This is a genomic window from Cellulomonas sp. URHE0023 (genome assembly GCF_000688475.1).
In the GTDB taxonomy this organism is placed as follows: Bacteria; Actinomycetota; Actinomycetes; order Actinomycetales; family Cellulomonadaceae; genus Cellulomonas.
The window spans coordinates 369,157-381,702 of sequence record NZ_JIAN01000007.1; the positions used below are offsets into that span (position 1 = coordinate 369,157).

At 72.8% G+C, this 12,546-nt stretch carries 11 protein-coding genes; 5 read left to right on the forward strand and 6 right to left on the reverse strand.

The features are described 5' to 3' along the window. The first annotated feature begins 85 nt into the window (after positions 1–85). Positions 86–1,144, forward strand: coding sequence for an LLM class flavin-dependent oxidoreductase (locus N553_RS0114815; RefSeq protein WP_231505287.1), 1,059 nt, complete (start codon positions 86–88; stop codon positions 1,142–1,144). Between the two features lie 280 nt (positions 1,145–1,424). After that, positions 1,425–3,488 carry an Ig-like domain repeat protein gene (locus tag N553_RS0114820; RefSeq protein WP_028047180.1) on the forward strand — a complete coding sequence of 688 codons (2,064 nt, stop codon included), beginning with the start codon at positions 1,425–1,427 and terminating at the stop codon, positions 3,486–3,488. A 31-nt stretch (positions 3,489–3,519) separates the two neighbouring features. Here N553_RS0114820 and N553_RS0114825 read toward each other — a convergent pair whose 3' ends face one another. The 4 genes from N553_RS0114825 to N553_RS0114840 all read right to left on the reverse strand — a co-directional run bounded on the left by N553_RS0114825 (position 3,520) and on the right by N553_RS0114840 (position 6,610). Continuing rightward, the gene (locus N553_RS0114825; protein WP_028047181.1) at positions 3,520–4,173 is read right to left on the reverse strand and encodes a response regulator transcription factor; all 654 of its coding nucleotides are present in this window, start codon (positions 4,171–4,173) and stop codon (positions 3,520–3,522) included. Next, positions 4,170–5,306 (reverse strand): sensor histidine kinase, encoded by a 1,137-nt coding sequence (locus N553_RS0114830; protein ID WP_028047182.1) that lies wholly within the window; start codon positions 5,304–5,306, stop codon positions 4,170–4,172. The genes N553_RS0114825 and N553_RS0114830 overlap by 4 nt, the downstream gene beginning before the upstream one ends. Positions 5,307–5,394: 88 nt before the next feature. After that, on the reverse strand, positions 5,395–6,261 hold the full coding sequence (locus N553_RS0114835) for a PfkB family carbohydrate kinase (RefSeq protein WP_034622573.1): 867 nt from the start codon (positions 6,259–6,261) through the stop codon (positions 5,395–5,397). 28 nt (positions 6,262–6,289) lie between these two features. Next, positions 6,290–6,610 carry a hypothetical protein gene (locus tag N553_RS0114840; RefSeq protein WP_028047184.1) on the reverse strand — a complete coding sequence of 107 codons (321 nt, stop codon included), beginning with the start codon at positions 6,608–6,610 and terminating at the stop codon, positions 6,290–6,292. A 175-nt stretch (positions 6,611–6,785) separates the two neighbouring features. Here N553_RS0114840 and pgi point away from each other — a divergent pair, with 175 nt between their 5' ends. Next, on the forward strand, positions 6,786–8,456 hold the full coding sequence (gene pgi, locus N553_RS0114845; protein WP_028047185.1) for a glucose-6-phosphate isomerase: 1,671 nt from the start codon (positions 6,786–6,788) through the stop codon (positions 8,454–8,456). Between the two features lie 37 nt (positions 8,457–8,493). Further along, positions 8,494–8,862 carry an RNA-binding S4 domain-containing protein gene (locus tag N553_RS0114850; RefSeq protein WP_028047186.1) on the forward strand — a complete coding sequence of 123 codons (369 nt, stop codon included), beginning with the start codon at positions 8,494–8,496 and terminating at the stop codon, positions 8,860–8,862. A gap of 9 nt (positions 8,863–8,871) precedes the next feature. Here the strand turns inward: N553_RS0114850 and N553_RS0114855 are convergent, their stop codons facing one another. After that, positions 8,872–9,750 (reverse strand): DUF72 domain-containing protein, encoded by an 879-nt coding sequence (locus tag N553_RS0114855; protein ID WP_028047187.1) that lies wholly within the window; start codon positions 9,748–9,750, stop codon positions 8,872–8,874. A 109-nt stretch (positions 9,751–9,859) separates the two neighbouring features. On the opposite strand from N553_RS0114855, the gene N553_RS22915 reads away from it, so the two are divergent. After that, positions 9,860–10,852 carry a DNA-3-methyladenine glycosylase gene (locus N553_RS22915; RefSeq protein WP_231505288.1) on the forward strand — a complete coding sequence of 331 codons (993 nt, stop codon included), beginning with the start codon at positions 9,860–9,862 and terminating at the stop codon, positions 10,850–10,852. Here N553_RS22915 and N553_RS22920 read toward each other — a convergent pair. After that, positions 10,788–12,479 carry a methyl-accepting chemotaxis protein gene (locus N553_RS22920; RefSeq protein WP_081844625.1) on the reverse strand — a complete coding sequence of 564 codons (1,692 nt, stop codon included), beginning with the start codon at positions 12,477–12,479 and terminating at the stop codon, positions 10,788–10,790. The two genes, N553_RS22915 and N553_RS22920, sit on opposite strands and share 65 nt — an antisense overlap. Positions 12,480–12,546 lie beyond the last annotated feature (67 nt).

Here is a 12,546-nt window from a genome sequence, read left to right on the forward strand (position 1 = left end):
CGCGGGTCCCGTCGCTCTGACCTGCGGCTCTACGGACCGCTCCGGGTGGACCCGCGGGAACACCGCGGGTGATGGATGCGTTCGCATGGACATGGAACTCGGGATGTACACGTTCGGCGACGTCCACCCCGACCCCGTCTCCGGCGAGGTCACGAGCCCGGGTCGGCGCCTGCGCGAGGTCCTCGAACGGATCCGCCTGGTCGAGGAGGTCGGCCTCGACTACGTCGGTGTCGGGGAGCACCACCGGCCCGACTACGCCATCTCGTCGCCCTCGACCGTGATCGCCGCAGCGCTCGCCCAGACGTCCCGGATCACGGTCGGGAGCGCCGTGACCGTCCTGTCCACGGAAGACCCCGTCCGCGTGTACCAGCAGTTCGCGACGATGGACCTCCTGTCCGAAGGACGGGTGGAGCTGCTCGCCGGCCGCGGGTCGTTCATCGAGTCGTACCCCCTCTTCGGGGCGTCGCTCGACGACTACGACGCGCTGTACGACGAGAAGATCCAGCTGCTCCTGCAGCTCGACGCCGCCGAGCGCGTGACGTGGTCGGGCCGGTTCCGACCGCCGCTCGAGGACGCCCTGGTCCTCCCCCGGCCGTTCGACCACGCGGACCGCGGGCCGCACCTGAGCATCGCCGTGGCCACCGGCGGCAACCCGCAGTCGTCGATCCGCGCCGGCGCGCTCGGGCTGCCGATCAGCTACGCGATCATCGGTGGCCAGCCCGCGTCGTTCGCACCCTTGGTGGACCTCTACCGCGGTGCGCACCAGCGGTCGGGCCATGACGCGTCGTCCCCGTTCGTGTCGGTGGCCGGCATGGGCTACTTCGCCGACGACGGCAAGGCGGCCCGCGACTTCTTCTACCCGTACTGGCACGAGTCCATGGCCCGCATCTCGGCCGAGCGCGGGTTCCCGATGCCCAACCGGATCTCGTACGAGTCGCAGGCCGCGCGCGGCGGCGCCTACTTCGTCGGTGAACCCGAGCAGATCGCCGAGCGGATCGTCGCCCTGCACGAGGTGCTGCACCACGACCGCCAGTCCTTCCAGATGGACCTGTCCGGCGTCCCGCACCTCGAGTCGCTGAAGTCGATCGAGCTCCTCGGCACCCGGATCGCTCCTCTGGTCAGGGACGCACTGCGCACGTCCTGACCTCGCTCGAGGCACGTGCACGACGCCGCGGGGCACGATCGCGAGAACGGCTGTCCAGGTCCCGCGGCCAGCAGGCGACGACGTGGCGACGGCCGTACGTCCAGGATGTGGGCACGCCGGGTGAAACCCGTGGTGGTACGTCGGATTCGTCCGGTCCGCAAACCGGCACGGAACCGATGCCCCAGGTCAGAAGCCCTATTTCTGGTTCGATCGGGGTCAACGCGACGGCAGCGCGCGTCCAGTCCTGTGTTGCACAGCCCCGATGTGGAGAACCATGCGCATGCTCGCGCTTCCGTCCCCCCGTGCCCGACGGAATCGACGCGCACCGCGTGCCGTCGCCACGCTCGCCGCCCTGGCCGTGCTCGCACTGGGTGCCGTCGCGGGGTCCACCGCGGCCTCCGCCGACCCGGCCACCGGGGGCTCGTTCAGGTCTGCGGTCCCCCTGCCGGTTCCGGGCCTCAACGGGTGGCTCACCACATCCAACGTCGGCGCCGACCCGAACTTCTTCGGCAACGAGACGTCCCCGTCGTTCTGGCCGTACGCGACCTGGTTCTCGTTCACGCCGTCGTCGAACGCGCGCCTGTCGGTCAGCGTCACGGGGTCGAACTATGACGCCACGCTCGAGCTGTGGACCGAGAACGGCCGGTTCGTGACGACCGACGACGGGTCCGACGACCCCCTCTTCCACCCCCGCATCTCCGCCGACGTGGTCGGCGGTACCAGCTACCGCCTCGGGCTCGGCGGCTACGTCGCAACCGGCACGGCCACCATGAGGATCACCGCGGACTACTTCGCCGGCGCTCCCTCCGGCCTCACGGCAACCGCCGGCGACGGCAGCGCCGCCGTGGCGTGGTCGGCGCCGGTCGGCACTGCCCTCACGAGGTACGGCCTGACGTGCCGGACTGCTACCAAGCCGGCCTGGACGTGCGCGACGGTCGCCGGGAACCCACCGGCCACCCTGACCACGGTCACCGGTCTCACCAACCTCGAACCCGTCACCATCACCGTGACCGCGACCAACGCTCTCGGCAGCGGCCCCGCCTCGGGGCCCGTCGTCGTGACACCGGGCGTCGCGTCGTCGATCGCGCTGCGCACCGACCCTGCAGCGCCCTCCAGCGGGCAGACCTACGCCGTGCTCGCGACCGTCACCGGCGCGGACCCCGGCGTCCCTGCGGGTGCGGTCGACCTCACCGTCGACGGCGGCGCGGTCGTCACGGTGCCGCTCGTCTCAGGCGTCGCACGCCTCGACGGCCTCACGCACGCCGCCGGCTCCTCGTCGCTCACCGCCGCCTACGCCGGATCGAACCCGTACCTGCCGTCGTCGGCGGAAGCGACCACGACCGTCGGGAAGCGCACGCAGACCCTGTCCCTCGTCGCGCCCGCGGCAGCCGCCTTCGGGGACACCGGGCTGCCGCTGGCGGCCATCTCGACCGAAGGCCTGCCCGTCACGGTCGTCGCGAGCGGCGCGTGCACGCTGGACGGGCCGACGTTGTCGGCAACCGGCACGGGCACGTGCACGGTGTCAGCGACCCAGGACGGCACCACCGAGGTCGCTGCGGCGTCCCCGGTGACGCGCACGTTCGTCGTCGCCCGGCGGGCGCACTCCGTCACGATCGCACCCCTCGGAGCGCTGACCCTGGGCTCGTCAGCCGTGGTCACCGCCACGTCGTCGGTCGGTCTGCCCGTCACCCTGATGGCCGCAGGCGCGTGCGTCCTCGACGGCGGCCGGGTCCGGGCGGTCAACTCCGGCTCGTGTACGGTCACCGCGGAATCCGCAGGCGACGCGCACACGCTCGCGGCACACGCCTCCGCCACCGTCCAGGTGCCGGCCTCGGCGGTCTCCGCCACCGTGACCATCGGCGCCGAGCTCGGGACAGCAGCCGCGGGCGCGGGGTTCACGGCCAAGGGCACCGGCCTTCGGCCGGGCAGTGACGCCGTCGTGGTCGTCCACTCGGCACCGGTCGAGCTCGCTCGCGCTGTCGTCCTCGCGGACGGCACGGTGGCCGTGACCGGCGCTCTTCCGTCGGGCCTGGAGGCGACCGACCACGCGCTGACCTTCACGGGCACGGCGTTGGACGGGTCGGCGGTCTCCGGGGAGGAGACCTTCGCGGTCGGCCCGTCGGGCACCCTCGTGCGCATCGGATCGCGCGCCCTGCCGGCGCCCGTGCCCGCGCCGACGCCCACGTCAGCGACCACGCAGAGCCCTTCGCCAGGCACGGCGCCGGCGTCGCTGGCGACCACCGGCTCCGGGGACGTCCGGGGCCTGACCGCTCTGGGTGCGCTGGCGCTCCTCGTAGGATCAGCCGCTCGCGCGTCGGTGCGACGTCGGGCGACCCGGAGCTGACCCGCAGACGCGTCGTTGGTGAGGGCCGACCTCAGCCCTTCATCCGCCCCGTCTCGTAGGCCCACATCGCCAGCTCGACCCGGTTCCGCACCCCGAGCTTCCCCATGAGGCTCGCCAGGTGGGTCTTCACGGTGCTCATGCTGATGTGCAGCTCGTCGGCGATCTCCGCGTTGGTGCGACCCCGCGCAACCGTGACCAGCACGTCCTCCTCGCGAGTCGTCAACGGCGCCAGCGGCTGAGCCGGCGGACCACCTCGCGCCTCGGAGAACACGGCGAGCAGGCGGCGCGTGATGCTGGGCGCGATCAGGGCGTCGCCGTCGGCAGCCGCATGGATCGCCTGCACGAGCAGCTCCGGGCCCGCGTCCTTGAGCAGGAAGCCACGGGCCCCTGCCTGCAGCGCCCCGTGCACGTACTCGTCGAGGTCGAAGGTCGTGATCACGACGACCGCCATCGGGTCGGCGACGGCGGGACCGGCCAGCTGTCTGGTCGCCTCGATGCCGTCGAGCCCGGGCATCCGGATGTCGAACAGGCACACGTCGGGTCGCAGGCGGCGGGCCATCGAGACGGCCGACCGCCCGTCGGCGGCCTGGCCGACCACCTCGATGCCCTCCTGGGCGTCCAGGATCATCGTGAGACCCGTACGCACGAGCTCCTGGTCGTCGGCCACGAGCACGGTGGTCGTCATCGGGACGCTCCTGACTTGGGCAGGACGGCGTCGACCGTCCAGCCACGTTCGGCGCCCGGCCCGGCCGCGAGGGTTCCGCCGAGCAGGGCGGCCCGCTCGGTCATGCCGATCAGCCCGTAGCCGGTCCAGCCGCGCCCGGTCACGTGCGGCTCGCCGTCGTCGACGACCATGAGGTGGACGGCGTCGTCCGAGCCCGTGACCTGCACGGTGATGCGCGTCGCGTGGCGCGAGTGACGCACGGCGTTGGTGATCGACTCCTGCGCGAGGCGGTAGACGGCGGCCCCGACGGTCGGCCGCAGGTCGTCGAGCGGCCCACGCAGGGACACGTCCACGGGTGGGACGGTGCCGAACGCCAGGCGCTCGATGTCGTCGACACCGCGCTGGGGTGCGAGGTCGACCTCGTCCCCCTCGCGGAGCGTGCGCACCATGAGACGCATCTCGCTCAGGGCGCGGGTCGCCTCACCCTCGATCACGGCGAGGGCGTCGACCGCGGCCGACGGGTCCGCCGCCGCGACGACCCGTCCGGCCTGCGCGCGGATGGCGATCGCCGACACGTGGTGCGCCACGGTGTCGTGGAGCTCGCGCGCCAGCATCTCGCGCTCCCGCAGCTTGACCTGGTCGGTCTCGCGCAGACGTGCGGTGGAGGCGAGTCGCACGACACCGCCGAGCACGCACGGTGAGAGGAAGAACACCGCCTCACCGATCGTCTCCGCGACGGTGGTGTAGTGCCCGGCGATCCCCGCCACGCCGGTGGACACGATCAGCACCATGCCGAGCGCGACCTCCCGACCGCTCCCCCACCGGCACAGCGCGTACGACAGGACGAGGATGGAGGCGGTGGTGTACAGCCCGACCGACTCGTCGTACCGGGAGATGCTGGCGAGGTCCACGGCGAGGACGGCACCGTAGGCCACCGCGACCGCGAGCAGCGGACGGGTCCGGCGGATCAGCAACGCGCCGATGGCCGCGAGCGCCATGGGGATCGAGACGGGCAGCCAGTGGATGGTGCGGGCCACCACCTCGACGACCGAGAGCCACAGCAGGACGCCGACGAGCACCCAGTCGCGCCAGACCCGCTCGGGCGCGCCCGGGCTGCGGGGTGCGGCCCAGAGGCGACGGAGTGCGGCGATCACGAGTGCAGCCTAGGCATCCCCAGCTGGCGCGCGGATCGGCCGCCCGAGCACGAGCGGGTCGGCCGTTCGGACGAGGCGGGGCCGGAGGTCAGCGGGTGAGCCAACCGCGCGCTCCGGGGTGACGGACGGACTCGGACGCGTGTCGCACGCCGCCGCGGATGGCGTCGCCGATCTCGACGCCACGGGCCAGCGCAGCCCCGATGGCACCGTGCAGCACGTCGCCTGCACCCAGGGTGTCGACCACGTCGGCGAGCGGGACCTCAGGCGGCGACACCTCGATCAGCTCGACGGGCGGACCGCTGAACCGGATCCGGACCGGGCCGGCACCAGCCGTGCGAGCGACCGTCGCAGGGCCATGGGCTGCGACGGCGGCCAGGAGGTCCGCCTGGGCGACCCCGGGCATCGCGAAGTCCGCGGACAGGACCGCGTGGTCGACGTGCGCGAGCAGCCGTCCCAGACCGGGCTTCCAGCTGCCTCCGTCGAGCACGACGGGCGCGCGCACCGCGCCGGCAAGCACCTCCACCGCGGTGAGATGGTGCCCGTCGACGAGCATCGCGGTCGCGGCCATGGCTGCGTCGAGGGCCGACGGGTTCGGCGTCAGGTCCGCCGCACCGGTGGCGTTCACGGACACGACGGCCCGTTCACCCGTCGAGCGCGTCACCAGGACCGTCGACACGGCGGGCGACCCGACGACACCGTCGAGCAGGTCGACGACCTCGACGCCGGCGGCCTGCAGCCCTTCCCGCACGAGGTCGGCGACCGGACCCACGCCGAGCGCGGTGACCAGGACCGTGGGCACCCCGAGCGCTACGGCCGTGGCCGCCGCGTTCGCGGCCGGACCGCCGAACATCACCGTCAGGTCCTGGGCGACGAGCTTCTCGTTCGCACCCGGGACGTGGTCGACCACCTGGACGACGTCGAGCGTCGCGAGCCCGCAGCAGACCAGGAGGGTCATCGGGACATCCTGGCCGGCGCCCGAAGGCTCAGACCGCCGCTGCCGGTGTGCGGGTCCGTGCGTCCACCAGCACGTACGTCACCACCCCGAGCAGCAGCGCGACGAGCACGACCGATGGCCAGGCACCGAGACGGGGCGCGAGGAGGTGGGACGCGACGAAGCAGACAGCGCCGGTCAGCACCACGAGGGCCACCCGCCACCAGCCCGCGGACCGAGCACGGACGGCGCACCAGGCCACGCCCGCGAGCAGCACCGCGCCGCCGAGGGCGCGGACGCCGGTCGCCTGTGCGACGGCGAACCCGACCACGAGGGTCAGCCCCGCGAGGACAGCGGTGGGGACGCGCGACATGCCGCACACCCTAGACGGCCCGGACCGGGTGCGGGCCGATCCGGGTCGGACGTCCCGTGCGGCACCACCGGCGCGCGCAATAGGTTGGACCTCGACCCCGGCACCGCGTCGGGCCGTTCGCCGGCCCGCCCGCACACACGAGCCGGAGAACGCCCGCAGAGAGGGAACCACCACCGTGCCCACGCCCCCCGTCGACGCCACTGCCACGACCGCCTGGCAGGAGCTCAGCGCACACGAGTCGACGCTGACGCCCGACCTGCGCGCGTGGTTCGCAGACGATCCCGAGCGCGCCACGCGACTCACGCTCCCGCTGGCCGACCTCACCGTCGACCTGTCGAAGAACCTGGTCACCGACGGGACCGTCGCGCTCCTGCTGCAGCTCGCCGAGGAGGTCGGCCTCGCGGACCGCCTGCAGGCCCAGCTCCGCGGCGACCACATCAACGTGACCGAGGACCGTGCGGTCCTGCACACGGCACTGCGCCGTCCGGCAGGTGCGACGCCCCCGCTCGTCGTCGACGGTCAGCAGATCGACACCGACGTGCAGGCCGAGCTGGACAAGATGTACGCGTTCGCGGACAAGGTGCGCTCGGGCGCGTGGACCGGTGTGACCGGGGAGCGCGTGAAGACGGTCGTGAACATCGGCATCGGCGGCTCCGACCTGGGTCCTGTCATGGCGTACGAGGCGCTCAAGCCGTACGTGCAGGACGGTCTCGAGGTGCGGTTCGTCTCCAACATCGACCCGACCGACCTCGCCGAGAAGGTCAAGGGCCTCGACCCGACCACGACGCTGTTCATCGTCGCGTCCAAGACGTTCGGCACCCTCGAGACGCTCACCAACGCCCGCCTGGCGCGCACCTGGCTGTGGGAGCAGCTGGGCACCGCCGATGACGACGCATCGCGCAACGCGGCCGTCGCCAAGCACTTCGTCGCCGTCTCGACCGCCCTGGACAAGGTCGCCGCGTTCGGCATCGACCCGACCAACGCGTTCGGTTTCTGGGACTGGGTCGGCGGACGCTACTCGGTGGACTCCACGATCGGCACGTCGCTCGCGATCGCCATCGGCCCGGACGGGTTCCGTGACTTCCTCGCGGGCTTCCACGCGGTCGACGAGCACGTGGCGAGCACGCCGTTCGCGCAGAACGTGCCCGTCCTCATGGGCCTGCTCAACATCTGGTACGTCAACTTCCTCGGCGCCCACACGCACGCGGTCCTGCCGTACGCGCAGTACCTGCACCGCTTCCCGGCCTACCTGCAGCAGCTGACCATGGAGTCCAACGGCAAGTCGGTGCGCTGGGACGGCACCCCCGTCACGACGGCGACGGGTGAGGTGTTCTGGGGCGAGCCCGGCACCAACGGCCAGCACGCGTTCTACCAGCTGATCCACCAGGGCACCCGGCTCATCCCGGCCGACTTCATCGCGGTCGCCAACCCGGCGCACCCGCTCGCCGACGACGGCGTCGACGTGCACAGCCTGTTCTTGGCCAACTACTTCGCGCAGACGAAGGCCCTCGCGTTCGGCAAGACCGCCGACGAGGTGCGCGCCGAGGGCACGGCCGAGGAGATCGTCCCCGCCCGGGTGTTCTCCGGGAACCGCCCGACGACGTCGATCCTCGCGGGCTCGCTCACGCCGTCCGTGCTCGGTCAGCTGATCGCGCTCTACGAGCACATCACGTTCGTCCAGGGCGTGGTCTGGGGCATCGACTCGTTCGACCAGTGGGGTGTCGAGCTGGGCAAGAAGCTCGCGCTCGAGGTCGCACCCGCGGTCCAGGGCGACGCGGCGGCACTGGCCGCACAGGACCCGTCGACGCAGGCGCTCATCACGAAGTACCTGTCGCTGCGGGACTGACCGCAGGGCGCCCACCCGCGCATGAGAGGCTCGCTCGGTGAGCGAGGTGACGCGTGCGCGGGTGGACGCCTGGACCTGGGCGGTCCGCCTCTTCCCGACGAGGTCGGCGGCGGGCGCCGCGTGCAAGGCCGGTCACGTCCGCGTCAACGGGGAGCGCGCCAAGCCGGCGACGATGGTCGTCCCGGGCGACGAGGTGCACGTGCGGGGCGGTGAACGCGAACGGATCGTCGTCGTGCAGCGGACGGTCGTGAAGCGCGTCGGCGCACCCGTCGCGGTGACGTGCTACCTCGACCGCTCCCCCGCACCCCCGCCGAAGGAGCACATCGCCGCCGGCACGCGTGACCGCGGAGCTGGCCGGCCGACCAAGCGGGACCGCCGCCTGATCGAGCGCCTCCGGGGGCACTGACCACCCGTCTCAGCGGTCCGTCGGTCCGATCCCCAGCCGGGCGGCGAGCGCCATGGCGTCGTACGGCGCTCGGACCTTGATGTCGTTGTCGAAGTACACGAAGACGTCGCGGCCGGCGGCCGGCGGGGCCGCAGCCGCGAGCCGACGGACGTCCGCGGGCTCGCCGCCGTCGGCCCAGGCCCGCACGCGGGACGCCCAGCGGTCGAGGCTCTCGTCGTCGTAGCCGCTGGCGTACAGCTCCTTGTCGCCGTGCAGCCGCAGGTACACCAGGTCGGAGGTGACGTCCTCGATGACCGGCCACCGGCCGTCGGCGTCGGAGACGACCGTCCCGATGTCGTGCTCGCGCAGGAGCTCGATGAACGACGGGACCTCGAACGTGGTGTGCCGGACCTCGAGCACGTGGCGCAGCGGGCGGTCGGCGTCGGTCGTGGTCCACGCGCGGTCGTCGAGGCGCTCGTCGTGCGCGGCCGCCAGCTCGGCCGCCGCGGCGGTGCTCCGCGGCAGGAGCTCGAAGAACGCCGCCAGCCGGTCAGGGTGGTACCCCAGGTTCGGCGGCAGCTGCCAGAGCATCGGCCCGAGCTTCGGGCCGAGCGCCAGCACACCGCTGGCCAGGAAGTTGGCGACCGGGGTGCGGACGTCGGCCAGCTTCTTCATATGGGTGATGAACCGCGGCGCCTTGACCGAGAAGAGGAAGTCGTCGGGCGTCTGTGCCGACCACGCCAGGAAGCTCTCCGGCCTCTGGAGCGCGTAGAACGAGCCGTTGATCTCGATCGACGTCAGGCGGCTGGACGCGAACTCCAGCTCGCTGCGCTGCGGGAGGCCCTGCGGATAGAACACACCGCGCCACGGCGCGTAGCGCCAGCCCGAGATCCCGGTGCGGATGGTCATGCGGGCATCCTTTCGTGCACGAGCGCCCGGTGCCTGCGCGGCGAGGGTGCAGGACGCGGATCTCGACCGGAGTCCGCGATCGCGCCGGCTGCGGCGCATAGTGGAGGGCGTGTCCCACACCGTCCCCGTCGCCGACCCGGCGGAGCCGCGGACGCCCGGCGCTCCCGGCCCTCCCGACGACGACCCGGCCGCGCCGCCGCTCACGAGCGTCTACCGGCCGGCCGCTCCGCTCGACGTGCGGCTCACGCTGCGCACCCTGCGCCGTGGCGGCGGCGACCCGGCCTGGTCGTTCGCCCCGGACGGGGGCGTCTGGCAGGCCACCCGCACGACCGACGGACCCGCCACCCGGCACCTGCGTCCGCGCGCCGACGGTGTCCACGTCACGACCTGGGGTCCGGGTGCCGAGCGGGCCCTGGCCGAGACACCGGACCTGCTCGGTGCGCGCGACTCCGGGGACGGGTTCGACTCCCGCCTGCACCGGGTGGTCCACGACGCGCACCGGCGACTGCCCGGCCTGCGCATCACGCGTTCGGGCAACGTGCTCGAGGCCCTCGTGCCCGCGATCCTCGAGCAGAAGGTGGTCGGCCTGGACGCCCAGGCCTCGTGGCGCAGGCTGGTCCGGCAGCACGGGTCCCCGGCACCGGGGCCAGGCCCGAGCACCTTGCGCGTGCCGCCCGACGCCGCCACCTGGCTCGCCGTTCCGGTGTGGGACTGGCGGCGGGCGGGCGTCGACGAGCAGCGGGCGGGGACGGTCCAGCGTGCCGCGGCGGTCGCGCCCCGGCTGCAGGAGACGGTCGGTCTGCCCACCGCCGAGGCCTACCGACGGCTGCTCACCGTGCGTGGGATCGGCCCGTGGACGGTTGCCGAGGTCTCGTCACGGGCGCTGGGCGACGCCGATGCCGTCTCGGTCGGGGACTTCCACCTCGCCCACCTGGTCGGCTGGGCGCTCACGGGTCGCCGGACCGACGACGCCGGGATGCTGGAGCTGCTCGCCCCGTGGGCCGGTCAGCGCCACCGGGTCATCAGGCTGATCGAGCTCACGCAGGCGTCGTCGGCACCGCGGTTCGGCCACCGCGCGGCGCGGGCACGACCGATGCGTTGACAGGCCGCGACGATCGCTCCGGCCGAGCCAGCGTGAACCGTTCGACCAGGTCGCTGAGCTCTCGGCTGGTTCCCGCGAGCTGGTCGGCGGCCTGAAGGCCACGCTCACCGGCGGCAGCGGTCGTCGAGCCGGCCTCGGTGACGGTCACGATCCCGTCGGTGATCTGCGACGACCCGGCCGCGGCACCGGCCACGGAGCGGGCGATCTCGTTGGTGGTCGAGGTCTGCTCCTCCACGGCGGCAGCGATCATCGCGGTGTGGTCGTTGACCCGGCCGATCACGGCGCCGACGTCGGCGATCGCGGCGGCGGCGCCGGCGCTGTCGGACTGGATCGCGTCGACCTGACGTGCGATCACCTCGGTGGCCTTGGCGGTCTCGTGCGCCAGCTCCTTGACCTCGCCCGCGACGACCGCGAAGCCCTTGCCGGCCTCGCCTGCGCGCGCCGCCTCGATGGTCGCGTTGAGCGCCAGGAGGTTCGTCTGCTCGGCGATCGAGGTGATCATCTTCACCACGTCCCCGATCTGGGTCGAGGAGTCCCCGAGCCGGGCCACGGTGACGTTGGTACGGCCGGCCGCTTCGACCGCCTCGGCGGCGACGCCGGCGGCGTCCGTGGCACCCTGCGCGATCTCGCGGATCGACGAGCCCATCTGGGTAGCGCCTGCGGTCACCTGGGCGATGCTCGCGCTGATCTCCTGCGCCGCACCGGACATCGCGTCGGAGCGGACGCTGACCTCGTCGGCGGCCTGCTGGATCTCCCGGGAGACGGTGGTCACCTGGTCGCTGTACCGCGCGACCGAGCCGGCGCTGCGCGCGAGTCGCTCGACGGTGTCGCGCAGGGTGGCGATCGCGGCGTTGAGCGAGGTCGCCATCCGACCGACCTCGTCCTGCGAGCTCACCTCGACGTGGCCGGTGAGGTCACCGTGCCCGAGACGGTCGAGGACGGTCGCGACCTCACGCACCGTCCGCGAGATGTTCCGCGCGACGAGCCAGCCGAGGGTCGTCGCCAGCAGGGCGCCGACCGCGAGCAGCCCGACGAGCACGGCACGCGCGTGCTGCCGCGTGGAGGTCGCCTCCTGCTGCATCGCTGCGTCGGCCTCGTCCTCCAGCTCGAGCAGCTGGTCCATCGGCTCGCCCATCGCCTCGTCGGCGGCGTTGAACGGTCCGAGCAGCTCGGTGGCCCCGGCGCCGTCGCCCTGGTCGACCGCTGGGATCAGCTGGCTGTCGCGCACCGTGCGCAGGTCTGCGAGGCGGTCCTGGAACGATGCCATCAGGTCGGCGCGGGCGCCCAGACTGTCACCGCCGATGCGCAGGTACTCCTCCACGTCCGCGTCGAGCTGTGCATCGGTCTCGGCGATCTCCTGCGCCAGCTCCTTGCGCTTCTCGGCGTCGGAGGCGAGCACGTAGTCGCGGATCAGGAAGCGGGTGTCGCCCTCCATGTCCCGCAGGTCCGCGAGGGTCTCGTACGAGCGCACGCCCTGCGCGTACAGCTTCGACGCATCGTCGCTCACCGATCCCAGCGAAACCACGGCGTACGCGCCGACCGCCCCGAGGGCGGCCAGTCCCATGGCGACCGCGGCCAGGATCTTCGTGGCAACGGATCGATCACGCGCCCAAGCGGTTCCGGACATTGCTCTGACTCCTTGGGAAGCAGCCAGGCGGCCCCATGCAGTCGGCTACGTGTACTCGTCGGCAGGT

Coding starts and splice junctions, on each gene's coding strand:
- N553_RS0114815 (WP_231505287.1), top strand. CDS start 86: ATGGACATGGAACTCGGGATGTACACGTTCGGCGACGTCCACCCCGAC.
- N553_RS0114820 (WP_028047180.1), top strand. CDS start 1,425: ATGCTCGCGCTTCCGTCCCCCCGTGCCCGACGGAATCGACGCGCACCG.
- N553_RS0114825 (WP_028047181.1), bottom strand. CDS start 4,173: ATGACGACCACCGTGCTCGTGGCCGACGACCAGGAGCTCGTGCGTACG.
- N553_RS0114835 (WP_034622573.1), bottom strand. CDS start 6,261: ATGACCCTCCTGGTCTGCTGCGGGCTCGCGACGCTCGACGTCGTCCAG.
- N553_RS0114840 (WP_028047184.1), bottom strand. CDS start 6,610: ATGTCGCGCGTCCCCACCGCTGTCCTCGCGGGGCTGACCCTCGTGGTC.
- N553_RS0114855 (WP_028047187.1), bottom strand. CDS start 9,750: ATGACCATCCGCACCGGGATCTCGGGCTGGCGCTACGCGCCGTGGCGC.
- N553_RS22920 (WP_081844625.1), bottom strand. CDS start 12,479: ATGTCCGGAACCGCTTGGGCGCGTGATCGATCCGTTGCCACGAAGATC.